The organism is Psychrobacter sp. ANT206, assembly GCF_056880555.1.
On sequence record NZ_CP096271.1, the window covers coordinates 1,471,604 to 1,488,466 of the forward strand.

A 16,863-nucleotide genomic window follows, 5' to 3' on the forward strand; every position below is an offset into this window, starting at 1 on the left:
CAATTCATAAATTGTCTAAGTTTATTATTTTAAAGACCTTCTGAAAAATAGGCTGGCAAGCGCGCAGGCAAGCGTCAATGATAACAACATCGAGACTAAAGTATGGCTAAAAAAGTGATCTCCAAATGCCATTTTATATAGCCCCATCGTCCATCCTAAAGCTGTGACGAGTACAAAGATTTTATAGCGATATTTTTGTACTGTCGGTAAAAATGCCAATCCATATAAAGAAAATCCTGCGCTGGCATGTGCTGCTGGAAAGCACTTCGCAGGCGTTTTAGCGAGTATGTTTTGCCAAAGATTGAGATATGGTAAATTACCATTGAATAGAAATAAACTATTTGGGCAGCTAACATGGGTAAAGTTCTTGAGGGTTGCGATAACCGTAGGTACTATGATGATAGTGATTAATAAATAACCTACTTCTCGGCTAGACAATGCTGCGATTGGTTTAATAAAAAACACTTTAGCATTCACAGTATTAGCGTATCGACGTTGCCAATAGTGCCAAATTAATACCATTATTAAATAGACGCCAAATAATATTAATAATAATTTTGGAGAATCATAAAAGATAAATCTATAAGGCTGCGCGCCTTTTTCAAGAAGCCAATGTCCATTCGTATAAAAAAGATTACTAATACGAACGTCAAATTGGCTGTGCTCAAACGTCAATGTCGCAATAATCGTTAAGCACAGCAGCTTGAGCCACGTCCAATCAGTTGTGTTTTTTACTAGCGTCATTGAGTCTCCTTTTAAATTATATTAAGTCGAAAATTTCTGAGCCTTACTTAATATAAAAGGTTCCAGAACGCCATTACCCATAAGACAAACAAAAGCAATAACGCCAAAAATTGCGCCGCAGAACCTACATCTTTAGCTATTTTAGCGAGTGGATGTTGGTTCGTTGAGGTATGATCAACACTGGCTTCAATGCCAGTATTAAACAGCTCAACGATAATGGATAAAAAAGAGATGATTGTCAGCATCATTTTTATGCTGATATCAAAAGGGATAAGTATGATTGCCATTAACAATACGCTATTAAGCCAGAATACTTGTCTAAAAGCCGCCTCATATTTATAAGCGGCTTTAAAACCATCTAAAGAATAACCGGCGGCTTTAACAATACGAGAAAGACCTTTGTTACCTTTGGCAAGACTGGCATAACTATTAGGTGCAAGCAGTTGAGTAGCCGTCGTTTGGTTTTTTGATTCGGAGTTGATTGTATTCATATTGAATTCTTAATACGCATTAATATTGAGTTACGCTAGATGTTTTGAATAATTAAAAAAATAATCAAACAAAAAATTAGCATACTGTTCTTATGGAAACAGTATAAAACAGGGGATATTAAGAAAACGTTAAGACAGTATTGATTGGTTGATTCATGAAATACAGTGAAGACTTATATATGGCATTTATTATAATAAATGCTAAACGTACTACCACCTGTAGCATTGTCTTGGTGCATAAGCTCCCAGTCCATATGAGTCATGATACGTTGCACAATGCTAAGACCCAAACCGCTACCTTCTACCTGATCGCTGGTATTTATGTCATTCAGACGCTCAAATCTCTCATAGAGTAAAGGCATCATAATTTCGGGAATACCAAGACCAGTATCAGTCACCGTAATTTTTTCAGCATCGATAGTGACAATGACTTCACCATCATCTGTGTATTGAAACGCATTTTTTATTAAATTACCCAATGCCATTTTTAGCAGCTCAGGTCGTACATTTGCTATGTAATCTTGCTCAGCGACTACTTTACAAGTTACCGGTTTATGGCGGAGCAAATATGTTAAGCGTGTCACTTCATTAAGGGCGATGGTGTTGATAGAGGTTTGAGGTGTGTCCAGCTGTTCAGGCGCGCGCGATAAAAGTAATAAAGCGCTGATGATTTCAGAGGTTTCTTTGGCGGTCGTACTAATACGGTTGGCGAATTCGCTCAGGCGACTATTTTCTTCAAGTTGTGAGGCTAGTACCTCCGATGCACCCATGATAATGGTCAACGGTGTGCGTAATTCATGACTGACATCGCCAGTAAATAGCTGCTCACGTTTTAGATATTGCTCTAGTTTATGATTTTTTTCATCGATAGCGCGTGCTAATACCCCAACTTCTGAAGGTAGATGGGTTAAGTCAGTGAGGTTTTGATGATCGGTTTCTACGGCTTGCTTTAAATCTAGTAAAGGCTTGATGATTTGCTTAGAGGATAAGTAAGAGAATAGCGCTGCAATAAGCAAGCTCAAAATAACTGCAATTTTTAGTGCATCTGCAAATATATCCTCTAACTCTTCGAAGATGGCTAAAACAGGATAGTTTTCCATCACCATCTCGGACCCTTCTAAGTAGGTCAAAATATATTTTTGCTCATTTTGTTGGTGGGCAAAAAAATGAAGATTCGTTTCAGTGTTACCCGTTTCAGTGTCGCCCGTTTGATTGTTCACGGTTACCTGCATCTCTTGAACCGTTTCGTTTGCTATCGCTTTTAAATTTTCAGGCGCACTGTCATAACGATAAATTTTGATACCAGGATTTGCTGTATAAGCCGCCTGTTCGCCTTCTTTTTCTTGACTAAGTTGTAGCTGTTGTAAAAGACGCCCTTTCACTAAGTCCCGTTCGATTCGCATCTCAGCGTACATAAAAATACTGACGAACGTTGTGCAAAGCAGTAAGGCAAATAACAAATAGGAGATTCGAAACTTATTAGCGATGGATTCTATAGTGAACATGGCAGGTGCTTATTTAGAGTCAGGTAATAGATAGGGAAGTACGGGCGTAACTACTTATAGTAAACTTCAATCTTTAAATTGTATTATGAATTTTTAAATTTTGTCTGGGTCAATAATTTGGTAACCAACACCAGCCATTGTTACTATCATGACTTTATCAAACGGTTTATCAACTTGCGCACGCACACTATGCAAATGGGTGCGAAGCGCATCACTACTTGGCACATCTTGTCCCCATACTTTTTCCTCAAGCTCAGTTTTACTGACTACCCGAGGCGAGGCAATCATCAGAGTGTGTAAGATTTTGAATCCTGTTGGGGTTAGTTTTAATGGTTTGTCTTCTCGTTTGATACTGTGTTCCTCAGTATTTAGAGACAGCTTGCCAACTTCTATATTGTGCTGAAAATGTTCATCTTGATGGCGGCGTATTAATGCTTTGATGCGAGCTTCTAATTCAACCAATGAGAAAGGTTTGACCAAATAATCATCCGCACCACTATCAAACCCTGCAACCTTATCCAAAACAGTATCACGCGCGGTCAGCATCAATACGGGCGTCTTATCATGCAGCTCTTCTCTAAGCGTTTTGCACAGCTTAGTACCATCCATACCGGGAAGCATCACGTCGAGCAATATAACATCGTAGCGATTGCTTGAAGCCAGTGCTAAGCCACTCAGACCATTATGGGCATTGTCCAACTCGAAACCTTTTGGCTCAAAAAAAGCATAGATATTGGCTACGATATCAGGATTGTCTTCAATAATAAGTATCTTATACATAATGGCTACTATCTACAAAAAGTGTGAATTGAATAAAAAAGTTTAATGGGTAGTCTTAAAAAAGGTGGGTTCTGACGCTACTTCTTGAGTAGTGATACCAAAAAAATGCAATAAGGTTGGCGTAATAAAATCATGTGACACTGGCTGATTGGTCATATTAGACAGACTCTTAGGATTGATGCCATTGTTTTTAGGTGACCAAATAATGACTGGCACCTGTTTTTGCGCATTCGGCGCAATACCGTACGGCAGACCATGTAAATATACATTGTTTTCACCCAGACTTTCCCCATGATCACTAATATATACCATCACCACATCATAGTCTTGCTCATAGGGTTTTAGCGTATCTATAACGGCATTTAAAAAGTAATCGGTATAGCGAATCGCATTGTCATAACCATTTATAACGGATTGAGCATCACACTTAGATAACTCGTTGGTCATACAGACTGGCTTGTATTCTTCAAATGCTTTGGGATAACGTTGGTAATAAGCAGGACCGTGATTGCCCATTTGATGTAATAAAATAAGTGTATCTTGTGGCTTCGCAGCAGTCTTGACCCCTATGTCCGACTTAACTAAAGTATCAAAACCGTCCAACATGCCAATATCACGACATTCAATATCACAATTAGGATTTAGCTTAGGCGTTTTATAGTCCTCAACGGTGACTCGATCTGCCACGCCTTTAGAGCTAGAGTTATTGTCCCGCCAGATAACATTAACGCCTTGTTTGTTGAGGGTATCAAGCACGTTTTCATTATATTCAGCAGTGTCAACGTTGTAATCACTTCGGTTTGCATAACTGAACATGCAAGGTACTGAATAAGCAGTTGACGTACCACAAGAGGTCGCATGCTTGTAGCTATAGGTATCCGGCTGGCTGGCAAGTAACGGCATCGTATCGCGTTTATAGCCATTCAAGCCAATATGGTCAGCGCGAACCGTTTCACCGACTACGAAAACCATTAGCTTAGGTTTCATTGTGCTACTGACGGCTGCGGTACGCTTTGCATCTGGCGCATGCAGTATCAAGGTATCGGGGCGGCGTAGCTCATCGACGTAATCGGTACCGAGTTTGATAACAGAATAAACAGGGGTAATGGGATTGGTATAACTACGTACTATTTTATGCTGGCGGAAAAAGCTGGCGTATTGATCTCCAAATGGTAATAGGCAAACCGCTATTATCGCAATAGACGTTATCAAGGTGATTGTCTTTTGCACGATTGAGCGAACTATAGACAAACGCTTTATACGAATCTTACTAATTAAGAAAGCAGGTAGCACACCCAATAGTAGCAGTCGAACAATAAAGCTTGGTGCTATCAAACCCATCGCTTCTGCTTGGTCTGTCTGCAAGCTGTTAACCAACATGCCAGTGTCAAATATCGTTCCATAAGTATCGGTGAAGTAACCACATACTGCCGCAATCAGCACCATAGCAATAAGCACTACTTTTGCTGTCGGTCGATAACATAATAGTTGAAACAACAACCACATCAGCCCAAACAGTAAGCCAGTAAGAGAAACAATAAAACCAATGTTATCAGCAAACGGATAGATCGTTAATACTTGTTTAAAAAAGCCAATATTTGCAGTAGCAACGAGATAGAGCGTAACCACTATAATCAGATAAGTAAGATTGACTTCACGATGATAAAATTTATTTTTATCGAAGGTTGCATTATTATTTTTAGCAAGACTTATATTATGGGTTTCTGCAATGGCTAGATCGGTAATTAAGTGTTTTGACATACACAGACTTCTTAATAGAGTGAGATAAATTTTATTCTCTAAGGTAGCAATTACCCTGTTAAGAAGATGTTAAGAAGCCTATATTAGATGCATAATAGATAACGAAGATCAGATTGTATCTGATACTCTAAAAACTCATAAAATACTCACAAAAACGGCTGTAAAAGAGACTTTTCATTCATGATTACGCTCATCCAAAAAAATCAGCAGTTGTTCCTTTTAGGAGTCTTTATTCTATTAGTGGTGGTTGTTTTATGGGTTTTACAGTCTGTGATAATTCGCTATGGTCAGAAGGTACTGAATCAGGTGCCGACATATTGGACGGTGCTCGAACAATATTTTGGAAAAAGCAAACGACTCACTCGCTTAAAAAATAACTATCCAAAACTGTATCATGCTTCGTTGCAAAGGCTTACTGTACAGCACTTTTATGGATTGCCTCTGACGGTTTTATTTTTAGTCATGGGTTATATCTTAGCTTTGTTTTTTGGTTTGGTTGAAGATGTTGTTACTTCAGATACTATTGTGGCAACGGATTTTTTTGTGTCACAGCAGATGAGTATGCTGAGTGAGTCGCCTGTAGTGACGCTTTTTATTTTTATTACTAGCTTTGCCTCTACTGCAACGACCTGTTTAATCGTATTACTAGTCTGTATCCTATGCTGGGTGATTCGCCAACCCTATATATTGGTAGGGTTCTTAATAGCCACTTTAGGAAGTACGATATTTACTTTCCTCAGCAAGCTATTATTTCATCGCACGCGACCAGTAGATATTTTATTGTTTGAGCAGACAGATTCTTTTCCCAGTGGACATGCGACAATTACGGTTGCGTTATATGGTTTTCTGGCTTACATGGCCATTCGTTTTAGTCGTAACTTTGCCACGCAAGTTCGGATAGCTGTGATTACTGTCTTTTTCTCACTGTTGGTAGGATTAAGCAGGATTTTGCTGAATGAGCATTATTTGAGCGATGTACTGGGAGGTTATTTGGTAGGCGCATTATGGCTAACAGTAGCGATTAGTGTGACAGAGTGGCTAAGGACGCGTGACAAAATTGATTGGCAGATAAGTTGGTCAGTTACTCAGGTTCGTCTGGTCTGGCTCAATATTGTATGTGTACTGATCGGCACCTCGATATATGCTGAATTTTATCAGTTGCCATTGTTAATCTAAGTAAATTCGAGGTATTAATGCCAAAAAAATATTATCGTTCATATTTAACATTAATAATGATGGCTAGATTTTATTCGTAGGATCGTCCCAGTACGGTGATGTACCATAATACCCATCTATAAAATCAATAAAGCGTTTTACCTTCTGTGGTAGCAGTTGAATGTGGGCATAAACTATATATATAAGCCCAAAGCCTCAGTGCAATTTTTAGCAACACTACGACCAGTTTACCACTCATAAACGCTTCACTAATAATGAAAGCCGGCTGTAATATCAGTCCTGCTCTTGCAATAGATACATTCACCACTGTAAGCACAATAAGCTACTTCAGCACTCCATAAAAATTACTATATAATCTGACGCTTATAGGCAAATATTTGCTATCGTTGATGGACAATTATTCAACTGCTATTTCTAATAGGCTGCCTAATAAATCATCATGATACTACATCCATTTACCCGTCTCAGCGGCTCTATCAGTGCTTGGATAACTATCTTTGTGATTATATTACACGGTCTTACTGTATGGGCTGTGATATCTATGGATAGCCCTGAAATTTTAGAGGCTAAAGCGGCTAAGCCTCAGGCAATCCAATTAGAGCTAGTGACATTGCCAAAATCATCCGCAGCGGCTACTGCAGAACGTCGTGCCGAAAATATCCTTACAAAAGCTAACTCTGTTCCTCAACGACTGCCGCAATCAGAGAAAAAATCCGCTGAACTATCAGATACTAAACAGGTAGAAGCTAAGCCAGTAAATGCTGTATCAGAGCCAACCTTTAGTAAACCGCTAAATTCTATTAAACCTTTAATTTCTGATCCAATAAAAAATCAGTCAAATCCAGAAAAGACTAAGATAACAAAAGAAACTCAACTGCCAGTCTTGGTACAGAAAAATACGACCAAAGAATCGGAAGAAGAACAGGATCTTGTAGCCTTGGTTCAAGCGATGACAGAACAGGTCAGCCCTGAATCAACAGATATGTCAACGCAAGGGCTGGTCATAAAAGAGAAGAGAAAAACAGTTAGGATTAAGGCTGAAGAAGAGATAGATATAGCGTCGTTAATCCGATCGGTGACAGCACAATTCAATCGTGATCAAGCACGTCAGTGGCAAGAAGGTAGAAAACGTGCGGGACGAGAGCTGCTGCAAGCGCAGGCTGGCAAGAGTAATGAGAAACGAAAACAGCTTAACCTCAATGATGAGGCAGTTGACTTTTTGGAGAATCAAGCCAGCTGGCTTGATCAGAAGAAACCTGAAACAGACCTACCGTCGGCGATTTGGCGTGAAGTGACTAGTCAATCAGGCGATATCTTCACTGTATTATTGGAGCTTCATGTCGATAAAAACGGCTACATTACGGATGTGCAATTGCTCGAATCATCGGGTAATAAGATTGTTGATATTGCAGCGATGACTCAAGTCAGAGCAGGACAACTTAAACCGTTCCAACAAAATGAGCGACCTGTTAATGGCATTGTACCGATGTCATTAATATATGAGCGACCTTAATCTAAATAATAGCTCGTTTTCCTTTTTTGATTAAACCGAATATATGAAGAATGTGTTCATAAAAAATGTATTGTCAGCCTCACTAGCTACTTAACTGCTTTTAGGAGTCTATATGGATTTTACAGATTATTGGCAATATACGGATATCATTACTAAGAGTTTATTTTTCGCATTATTTGCTTTGTCGATTGTGTCTTGGGTGACAGGGGTTTTACGATTGTACTATAGTCATCAGTTGGCTAAAACCGTCGTCGTTGACTTAGCTCAGCAAATACACAGTCAGATACCGCCCACTTTGCAAGCTAGCCCAGAAGAGCGCAGGCTTCTCACCGAACAGATGTTATTACAGCAGATTGGTCGATATCGTTATCAAAGCGAGCAAGGGTTACCACTGCTCGGTACGACTGCTGCTATTGCCCCCTTTATTGGGCTATTTGGGACAGTGTGGGGCATATTCCATGCACTACGTAGTATTGGTGATAGTGGGCAGGCAGGACTTGCCCAAGTAGCGGGCCCAGTAGGTGAAGCGCTTATTATGACTGGTCTAGGTCTTGCGGTCGCGATTCCTGCGGTGATTTTCTATAACGTCATTACGCGTATGAATCGCCGAATCTTGTATAGAGCCAATGACATTGCGCATGGTCTATTAGGCGAGTCAATGCGACCGAGTATGCTAACAAATAGCAAAGCAACTCTCGTTGAAGCAACTGGTGCCAAAGTATAGACAGTGGCTATTCATTCGATAAACTGACGAATAAAGAAAAATAAGGAGGCAGGTATGGCATTCCATCTAGGTGATGAAGAGACCCAAGGTATGAGCGAGATGAATCTCATTCCGCTCATTGATATTATGCTGGTACTGATGATTATCTTTTTGGTCACAGCCACGGTGATGAATCCAACCGTACCACTGGATCTGCCTGATACCAATGCCACAGTAAGCGGCTTGCCTGATGAGATATTGCAAATAAGCATTGATAAAGACAATGGTCTATTTTTGGATGAGGAAGCGCTGACGTTAGCGCAATTGCAATTGCGGCTTGAAGAAACATCAAAAGACGGTAGTAATCCGTATATTCATTTGCGGGCGGATCAAGACACCCGTTATGATATGGTGGCGCAAGTGCTGGCTGCCGCCAATAGTGCGGGTTTGACTAAGGTTGCTTTTGTCACTGAATAAATAGCCATTTATAGAATACAAAATTTCCTATTGAAATTAAGAAGGGGCTAAGATTATTAATCTTAGCCCCTTCTTTAATGTTTTAAACTGTGTTCATGATAAAAGTAAGGATAGTGGAATCACTGTAAAACTAGTCGAGATTATTCAATAACGTATCGATGTTATGTTGAGCTACTTATTATACATTTTAATTTTTTAATCACGTTATTCGTTCAAAAAACCACCACAATGCAATGGCGATACTGACAAAAGAGCCAGCATAAAATATAACCGATTTATAAAAACGCGTATGACGTAATAACAGCGCGATCGGAAATACTATGGCAATGAATACTAGTTGTCCTAGCTCAATCCCTATATTGAAGCTTAATAATGCTAATACGCGTTCACTTGTTGCTAGTGGCAAATCTACGAGCACATTGGCAAAGCCAAACCCGTGAATCAGACCAAAAACAAAGGCCAAATATACAGCACGCACTCGTAACATTGGTACCAGATTGTTTAACGCAGCGAATGCGATGGACAGAGCAATTAAAGATTCGATAAAGCGGGCAGGTATACTGACGATACCAAGGGCAGCTAAGCTCAAGGTAATTGAGTGCGCAAGCGTAAAAGACGTTGCAATCCAAAATACCTCAAGTAATGCAACTCGCGGTTTGGCAACGGCAACCAATTGTTTTTGCTTACGCACGTAAACTGCTGGTATTAAAAGGACAAACAAAAACAATAGATGATCCCAGCCGATCAGCAAGTGGTGTATCCCACTTTTCAAAAAGTTTGTCGCCGTAGAGAGCCAGCCAGAGTCTGTCCCAGCACCTAATGAAGTTTGTCCAACGGTCAATACTTGAACCGGTAATTCGCTACCAGCTTGCGTCAGTATCAAGCGGTGGTTAGCATCGATACCTGCCAGAACTTGATAGTTAAGCTCTGAGATAGCAGCAGCGCAGCCCAACTCAAATTCGGTATGTAAGTAATTAAAGCCACCACGCGTATTAATCGCTAGTGGCGCAAAGTTTGTGGTTTGGCAGGATTGATCGCCCGCTGATAATGTCACCTGAGCAGAAATAAGCTGTTCTATAAGCGTCGTCTGTGATTTGACCTCTGCCCAACTTACTTGACTGTCTTGGTTTGAGTCTATATCTATCAGCAAAGCTAAGTCTCGAAGCGATAGCTCGTACTTAGCCTTATAAGCAGTGTCTGCTGTACTCGACGAGCTCAGGGGCTCTAAGTTTAAGTAAGCCGTACTAGATTCATGTGCTTGTAGTGCCGTAGACGTCAGCACCAATAAGAATAAAGTCAGATAACGATAAGTGTGACTCCAAATGAGCCTGATAAATGCGCTCATGAAGGTGTCTCCTTACTTGAACGGCTGATTTTTCCTAAACGTAGATCGCGCTCGAGTGCTGGGTATTCAAATTGTGTGTCTGTCATAAACTGGCGCAATAGCTCAATGTCTTTTTTGCTACCGGCTTTGATGGCTGCTGTCGCATAGATCACGATGTCAGCCGTTTCGCGCTGTTGTTGCCAGTTTTCGCGAGCCAATTGCAGCGCTGAGTTAATTTGGTTAGCAAGTAGGGCATAAGTAGCCTGTTCACGCATGTGGGCATTTTCCTCACGTATCTTCCATACATCGATGCGTTCTTTCATAAGTCCTAAGTTTTGCTGAGCTTTAGGATCCCCCAGTTGAATTTGAGCCGTGATGAGCTTTAGCAACAGCGCGTCTTTGTCAGTATGATCCTGAAGCAATAGCCGCGTTTTTTCATAGTCTCCTTGTTTTAATAGCCAATCAGCGCGTGCCATGAGTGCGGGTACAGTTTGAGTGTCCATCACACTAAAGACTTGAGTAGCAAGCGCAACATCCTTGCTACGCAGTGCAGCGTCTGCTTGAATAAGGTAAATCCAGCGTGCGGTCGATGCATCGAGTCCGGGCGCAAGATTGGCGAGCCCATTCAGGGTTTGCTTTGCTTGCGTCAGTTGACCGGTCATGCTCTGCACTTGAGCCATACATGCCAATTGATAGACGCGTAGGGAAGCATCATCGAGCTTTGTACAGTAGCTCATTGCCTCATCAAACTGACCTTGTACGACAAGCAGAGAAGAGAGTGTCAACAGCGCATCTGCGTGAGCAGGATCTTTACTTAATATCTGCTTTAGCTGTGCTTTTGCTTCGGAGAACTTGTGATCTGCCTGCAATGCTCGTGCTCGTAACATGAGGGTTTCTACATCCGGATCCTTTATTTGATCCAGCTGCGCTCGGGCTTGACCCAGCGCACGTGGATCGCCCTGTAAGTAAGCGCGCTCTAAAAGCTGACTGGTTTGCTCAGGACTGGCTGTGCTCGCACTAGATAAAAAGCTGTCTGAGTTTGAGTAGCGCGGCGGCGGTGAATCGGTAGGTAAGGTCTCAAGAATTTGTTGGTCGCTTTTTGGAATAAAGGGTGCAGCATGAAGAAGGGGGCTGTTGATAAGTAATAACGGTAGTAGTCCAATAAAGGGCTTAATCCAGTTCATAAGATCTCTCAGCTCAAAACATAAAGAAACACCTGATCAAGAGTTTGATCAGGTGTCAGGTTTATATCACGTCAGATTACAACGAGGCGTTGGCACCTGTTACCGCAACAGGCTCTGCTAGATTGGCTTCGGGAAGAATAATCCGATCAATATCTTGCGGTTCGTCGGTATTTACATCCTTACTGGCGTTGATCACGGTAGAGACTCTCTCGACTGCTAGATTTGCCTTCGCTTGATCTGCTGCTACATTGGGATTGCCCTGATTTCCTGTCTCAAAGTTCTTGTTGTCGTTATCACCGAAACAGCCAGTAAGAGCAGCCGATCCGGTAACCAATATCGCTAAAAGTACATAGCGCATGGTATTTCTCCTTAGGTTAGGTTCAGCTTAGCGGCTGCCTGCATTAGGGGTTTTTAGATAAGGAAAGACTGAGTCAAAAGCAGTGGCAGATTTTACGACTCCATCAGTAAATGGCGCTGTACCAGCTTTCGCATCAGCAGGGACACAAGTAGCTTCTGGAGGTAGTCCGGCATGACATAGGACGCCCATCGCTACTCTTAACGATACATCAGTTACATCATCACCAGGTCGTCTACCATTTGGGAAACCTGCGGTATCACCACCGATCACACCTAAGTCATTTTGACTTGCCGCTACTACAGTAGGTGTCGTGGTATTTAAGCGTAACATATCAGCTGGGACTAAAGCTTTGTTAGCTGGTTTGTTGATAGTAGGAACGCCCGTTAGGAACGCAGTTACTAGATCTTGACGCGGGAAGTTAGTAGGTGCTGGCGCACTTGGATATAGTTTTTGAATCAAGGCAGGTAGCGTAGGATAGAACACATAATTCTTGAAATTAGCCACGTCATCTTTTGGCTCTGAGGCGTTAAATTTGTCTTTGTCTTTAAGACCAATGACGACCTCATTGACCAGCGGCATACCCAATCTTGAAACTTGAGTCCATGCACCACCTTTCTTAGCAGTGGTACTGATACCAGAAGCAGGTGAAGGATTGACTAAGGTAGCCTGACGAACACTGGCAGTCGTCCAAGCGCCGATCACAGGATCTACACCTCTCTTATTATTGCCTAAATCTACTTGGGCTGCATTAACGAGACAAGCTTTAGGTATCTCCATTGCAATCGAGGTAATATTTTTATCTGCTAGTACGTTTGTCCCGCCGTCACGTGGACCTAATGGATTTAAATTAATCAGATCGAACACTCTACCCAAATCAATAGCAAAGCTTTCAGCGCGTTGACCGACAAAGACCTTGCCAGCCCCACAAGTGCCTAAGTTTAACGGTTGAATAAAGCCTCTTGCATAGCCTGGATAGTCTGCAAAAGACTTGGTGCCGATGTAATCAAATGGCTTGTTAAAATTCCCCAGTGGTGTACGCGCGCCGCTACGGCGATCACCTTTAACCATCGTCACACCATAGCTTTCACTGGTTTGCACGTTAGCTGGGTTTGAGGCATCGCCCGCGTTAGATAATGGTATCGCAACATTTGACGGACCGCCTGAGGGTATTTCGATGCTATTTAGTGTTTGTTTGAAGTCAAATTGGAAGGTGACGTCTTCGACCGCATCACCGTTGTTATCAATGTGGATCTCATATAGAGCATCATCATCTAACGAAAAATAGTTAGGTCCACCGTAGGCATCTTGCAGTGGTAAATAGTTAGCAATGATGGTGACGTAATCTGCTCGGCCACTCTCATAGCTGTTAAACATATAGAGGTCAGTGGCATCAACTTTAGGCGTTTTGGTGATTGAGGGCGCTTCACGGTGACTAGAGGCTACAGCGCTTGCACTTGCGCATAAAGCCATCGCTGCTAATAGAGCGTGTATAGTATATTTCATACGAATCCTTGTAAAAAAACTTGAGGGCTAAGGGGTATTTAAATCATAAATATATAGACGGTACATACTTGGATATTGCATTACTAAATGGTTGATTTTGAAATATTTCCGAGAGGTTCCTGAGACAATTTAAATTTTTATTATATATAATCCATATATAAATATATCTAAACTATCCTCTGAATAAGTTAAACGAAACTATATGCTTAAGCAAGAATTTTATTATGGCACTCATCGGGTTTATCGTAACGTTCATCGGATTTATTGGGATAAGTGTTGTTTTTCTGTTACAAAAGCGTTTTTAAATCACTTATAAAGGTATTTACTTAAAAACATAAGGGAAATAAATGGAATATTAGCGCAAGAAAAGCAAGGATAATGGAATAATAAGCTGATAAAAAAGGCTCATTATTCAGGAGAGAATGGCACACGCTTTTAAGTCGTTCAAAGTTTTGAAAATATCGCAGCTTCATCTTGTCCTTATATATAGCTAACATTATCAATGTTCAATAATCTAAGATTAATGGCAATGCATCAGAAAAAATAAGGTATTATTAATTAGATTAGCTTTATATAAGCAGTAGATTTATAAGACAAACACTATCTATACCAAAAATTTAATGATGTCCATTTATAATCAAGAAGACTAACATCTGGATTCTACACCACTATGAAATCTACCATTGAATTGCTCGAAGATACTGATTTTCCTAATATTAAAAGGCGAGAGCTTAAAATCTTACAAGTGAATATGGGCTACTTGTGCAATATGTCCTGCGTGCATTGTCATGTTGCCGCCAGTCCGTACCGTACGGAGATGATGTCACGTGAGCTGGTTGAACTGATTCCACAAATTTTACAAGCACAAAATATAGATACACTGGATTTGACTGGTGGCGCGCCTGAAATGCATGAAGACTTTAAGTACTTGGTTAAAGCGGCACAAGCGCTGGGTGTCAAAGTGATTGACCGCTGCAATCTGACGATTCTGATGGTAGAAGGTTATGAGGATATGGCGCAGTTCTTGGCGGACAATGAGGTTGAGGTTGTTGCTTCGCTTCCCTGTTACTCATTAGAAAACGTAGACAAGCAGCGCGGCAAAGGGGCGTTTGATGACAGTATCTTAGGACTACACAAGCTTAATGCTTTAGGTTATGGTAAATCTGGTTCGAATTTGACATTGAATCTTGTGTATAACCCACAAGGGGCGACACTACCACCCAATCAGCAGCAGCTAGAAGCGGATTATAAGCGCGAGTTAAAAGCGCACTTCGATATTGAGTTTAATCAGCTATTTGCGTTAACCAATATGCCTATTCAGCGCTTTGGTGCGGTTCTATTGGCTAAAAAACAGTTCCATCCTTATATGGATTTACTCAAAGCCAATTATGTGGCTTCCAATTTAACCGAAGTGATGTGTCGCTCGACTATCAGTGTAAATTGGCTGGGTGAGTTATTTGATTGCGATTTCAACCAGCAGCTTGAGATTCCGGTACCAAACAAAGCCCGCCGTCATCTACGAGATTTATTAACACAAAATCCTGCAGGTGATGATATTGCCATTGCGGACCATTGCTATGGGTGTACGGCAGGACAGGGCAGTAGCTGCGGCGGTATTTTAGAAGAGTCAGCTATATAGCTTTATTAGAGTAGATTAGATAAAACTGGAATAAATGAGATTAGGATAGGCAAAAACCTATCTATTTAAGCGGAGTTACTACCATGTCATTATTCAATAACTTAATAGTCAAAACGACTATTGCCACCGCTATTTTGTTATCAAGCGCAGCCGCCTATGCGGATTTTAATCACAGCAGTTGGGATACGTTGCTAGATAAACATGTAACCATGACCAATGCTGGCAAAGCGTCGGTAGTTGATTATGTTGGCATGCAGTCAGATAAAAGTAAGTTAGATAGCTATATGGCTGCCACTAGTAAGGTCAGTCAATCTGAATTTAACGGTTGGAATAAAGATGAGCAGCTAGCCTTTTTAATCAATGTCTATAACGCAGGCACGGTGGAGTTGGTGCTCACCAAGTATCCAAATATCAAATCAATTAAAGATATTGGATCCGTATTAAGCTCACCTTGGAAGCAGAATTTCATTCCACTATTGGGTAAAACACGCTCGCTAGATGATATTGAACACAATCTGATTCGCGGCTCCAAGCGTTATAATGACCCGCGTATTCACTTTGCGGTTAATTGTGCCAGTATTGGTTGTCCTGCGCTCCTAGACGATGCGTTTACTGGAAAGCGCTTAGAGAAGCAGTTAGAGCAAGTCACCAGTAAGTTTTTGGCAGACAGCAGCCGTAATCGCTTGAAGGGCAATACGCTTGAGGTATCACCAATTTTTAAGTGGTATAAAGAAGATTTTACGATGGGTTGGCGCGGTACTAATGACGTTGCAGGATTTTTGGGACGTTATAGTCAAGCATTAGGAATGAATAATACTCAAGTGAAGGCCTTAGAGCAGGGTAAAATAAAAGTCAGTTATACCAATTATGATTGGCGGTTGAATAAGAAATAAATTGGGCGTTAATAAAAATGACTGCTGTGCCAATCCAACTCTCTATCGTAATACCGTTATTAAACGAAGCGGATAATTTGCCTAAATTGATGGGTCATCTTGCTCATCTGAATCCAGCACCTTATCAGGTCATACTAGTGGATGGCGGTTCAACAGATAACTCAGTTGCCATTGCCAAGGAACTGATTGAAAGTTTGATAGATAGCAGTACATCCGTTATTAGTAGACAGGTTATTGATTGGCAAATAATAGAGTCCACCGCTGGACGTGCGCTGCAAATGAATGCAGGTGCTAAGCTAGCAACGGGTGATGTGTTGTTATTTTTGCATGCTGATACACGGCTGCCGAATCACGCTATTACTGATATTGCATTAGCCGTCAGGCGAGCAGAGTGGGGACGTTTTGATGTACGTTTAGACAGTCCTGCATGGATGCTTAAGGTAGTCAGCCAGATGATGAATTGGCGTTCCAGATTAAGTGGGATTGCAACGGGTGATCAAGCGATATTTATCAAAAAACCACTTTTTAAGCAGCTGGGTGGTTACCCTCAGCAGCCACTTATGGAAGATATTGAACTTTGCAAACGTCTTAAAGCTATTGGTAAGCCAGCTTGTCTACGAAGCAAAGTGATAACTTCGGCACGGCGCTGGCAACAGTATGGAACTTGGCGCACGATAGGTTTGATGTGGCATCTGCGTTTTGATTACTGGCGCGGTGTCTCTGCTGATAATATTAAGCAGCGTTATTATAAGACTTAGTAGCTAACAATTGCCCTTATTAGCAGTAAAGAGTCCTAGAGTGCGCTCAAACCA

General features: G+C 41.2%; 16 protein-coding genes. 7 read left to right on the forward strand and 9 right to left on the reverse strand.

The window, feature by feature from the left end; all coding sequences use genetic code 11:
- Nucleotides 1–24: 24 nt before the first annotated feature.
- The 5 genes from M0221_RS06160 to M0221_RS06180 form a co-directional block, all read right to left on the reverse strand.
- Entirely contained in the window at nucleotides 25–744 is a 720-nt protein-coding gene (locus tag M0221_RS06160) for a PAP2 family lipid A phosphatase (protein ID WP_483284715.1), read from the reverse strand.
- 47 nt (nucleotides 745–791) lie between these two features.
- Nucleotides 792–1,235, reverse strand: coding sequence for a diacylglycerol kinase (locus M0221_RS06165; RefSeq protein WP_483284716.1), 444 nt, complete (start codon nucleotides 1,233–1,235; stop codon nucleotides 792–794).
- Between the two features lie 173 nt (nucleotides 1,236–1,408).
- A complete protein-coding gene (locus M0221_RS06170; RefSeq protein ID WP_483284717.1) occupies nucleotides 1,409–2,740 on the reverse strand; it encodes a sensor histidine kinase in 1,332 nt (443 codons plus the stop codon).
- A 93-nt stretch (nucleotides 2,741–2,833) separates the two neighbouring features.
- The gene (locus tag M0221_RS06175) at nucleotides 2,834–3,520 is read right to left on the reverse strand and encodes a response regulator transcription factor (protein WP_149491567.1); all 687 of its coding nucleotides are present in this window, start codon (nucleotides 3,518–3,520) and stop codon (nucleotides 2,834–2,836) included.
- Nucleotides 3,521–3,562: 42 nt separating this feature from the next.
- Nucleotides 3,563–5,281 carry a phosphoethanolamine transferase gene (locus tag M0221_RS06180; RefSeq protein ID WP_483284718.1) on the reverse strand — a complete coding sequence of 573 codons (1,719 nt, stop codon included), beginning with the start codon at nucleotides 5,279–5,281 and terminating at the stop codon, nucleotides 3,563–3,565.
- 180 nt (nucleotides 5,282–5,461) lie between these two features.
- Between M0221_RS06180 and M0221_RS06185 the strand changes: the two genes are divergently transcribed.
- The 4 genes from M0221_RS06185 to M0221_RS06200 all read left to right on the forward strand — a co-directional run bounded on the left by M0221_RS06185 (nucleotide 5,462) and on the right by M0221_RS06200 (nucleotide 9,150).
- Complete coding sequence (locus M0221_RS06185; protein WP_483284719.1) at nucleotides 5,462–6,457, forward strand: phosphatase PAP2 family protein; 996 nt, start codon at nucleotides 5,462–5,464, stop codon at nucleotides 6,455–6,457.
- Between the two features lie 439 nt (nucleotides 6,458–6,896).
- A complete protein-coding gene (locus M0221_RS06190) occupies nucleotides 6,897–7,970 on the forward strand; it encodes an energy transducer TonB (RefSeq protein ID WP_483284720.1) in 1,074 nt (357 codons plus the stop codon).
- Nucleotides 7,971–8,082: 112 nt separating this feature from the next.
- The gene (locus M0221_RS06195) at nucleotides 8,083–8,694 is read left to right on the forward strand and encodes a MotA/TolQ/ExbB proton channel family protein (RefSeq protein ID WP_483284721.1); all 612 of its coding nucleotides are present in this window, start codon (nucleotides 8,083–8,085) and stop codon (nucleotides 8,692–8,694) included.
- Nucleotides 8,695–8,748: 54 nt separating this feature from the next.
- Nucleotides 8,749–9,150, forward strand: coding sequence for an ExbD/TolR family protein (locus M0221_RS06200; RefSeq protein WP_483284722.1), 402 nt, complete (start codon nucleotides 8,749–8,751; stop codon nucleotides 9,148–9,150).
- A gap of 199 nt (nucleotides 9,151–9,349) precedes the next feature.
- On the opposite strand, the gene M0221_RS06205 is transcribed toward M0221_RS06200, so the two are convergent.
- From M0221_RS06205 to M0221_RS06220, 4 genes are all read right to left on the reverse strand, one after another.
- Nucleotides 9,350–10,495 carry a HupE/UreJ family protein gene (locus M0221_RS06205; RefSeq protein WP_483284723.1) on the reverse strand — a complete coding sequence of 382 codons (1,146 nt, stop codon included), beginning with the start codon at nucleotides 10,493–10,495 and terminating at the stop codon, nucleotides 9,350–9,352.
- Nucleotides 10,492–11,658: a tetratricopeptide repeat protein gene (locus M0221_RS06210; RefSeq protein WP_483284724.1), complete on the reverse strand. Its 1,167-nt coding sequence runs from the start codon at nucleotides 11,656–11,658 to the stop codon at nucleotides 10,492–10,494. Before M0221_RS06210 ends, M0221_RS06205 begins: the two co-directional genes overlap by 4 nt.
- Before the next feature lie 76 nt (nucleotides 11,659–11,734).
- Nucleotides 11,735–12,016, reverse strand: coding sequence for a hypothetical protein (locus M0221_RS06215; RefSeq protein WP_149408333.1), 282 nt, complete (start codon nucleotides 12,014–12,016; stop codon nucleotides 11,735–11,737).
- Between the two features lie 27 nt (nucleotides 12,017–12,043).
- Nucleotides 12,044–13,519: a DUF4331 domain-containing protein gene (locus tag M0221_RS06220; protein WP_483284725.1), complete on the reverse strand. Its 1,476-nt coding sequence runs from the start codon at nucleotides 13,517–13,519 to the stop codon at nucleotides 12,044–12,046.
- Between the two features lie 670 nt (nucleotides 13,520–14,189).
- On the opposite strand from M0221_RS06220, the gene arsS reads away from it, so the two are divergent.
- The 3 genes from arsS (at nucleotide 14,190) to M0221_RS06235 (ending at nucleotide 16,809) form a co-directional block, all read left to right on the forward strand.
- Nucleotides 14,190–15,158 carry an arsenosugar biosynthesis radical SAM (seleno)protein ArsS gene (gene arsS / locus M0221_RS06225; protein WP_483284726.1) on the forward strand — a complete coding sequence of 323 codons (969 nt, stop codon included), beginning with the start codon at nucleotides 14,190–14,192 and terminating at the stop codon, nucleotides 15,156–15,158.
- A gap of 83 nt (nucleotides 15,159–15,241) precedes the next feature.
- Nucleotides 15,242–16,051: a DUF547 domain-containing protein gene (locus M0221_RS06230; RefSeq protein WP_149408330.1), complete on the forward strand. Its 810-nt coding sequence runs from the start codon at nucleotides 15,242–15,244 to the stop codon at nucleotides 16,049–16,051.
- A gap of 17 nt (nucleotides 16,052–16,068) precedes the next feature.
- On the forward strand, nucleotides 16,069–16,809 hold the full coding sequence (locus M0221_RS06235) for a TIGR04283 family arsenosugar biosynthesis glycosyltransferase (protein WP_483284727.1): 741 nt from the start codon (nucleotides 16,069–16,071) through the stop codon (nucleotides 16,807–16,809).
- The last annotated feature ends 54 nt before the right edge of the window (nucleotides 16,810–16,863 follow it).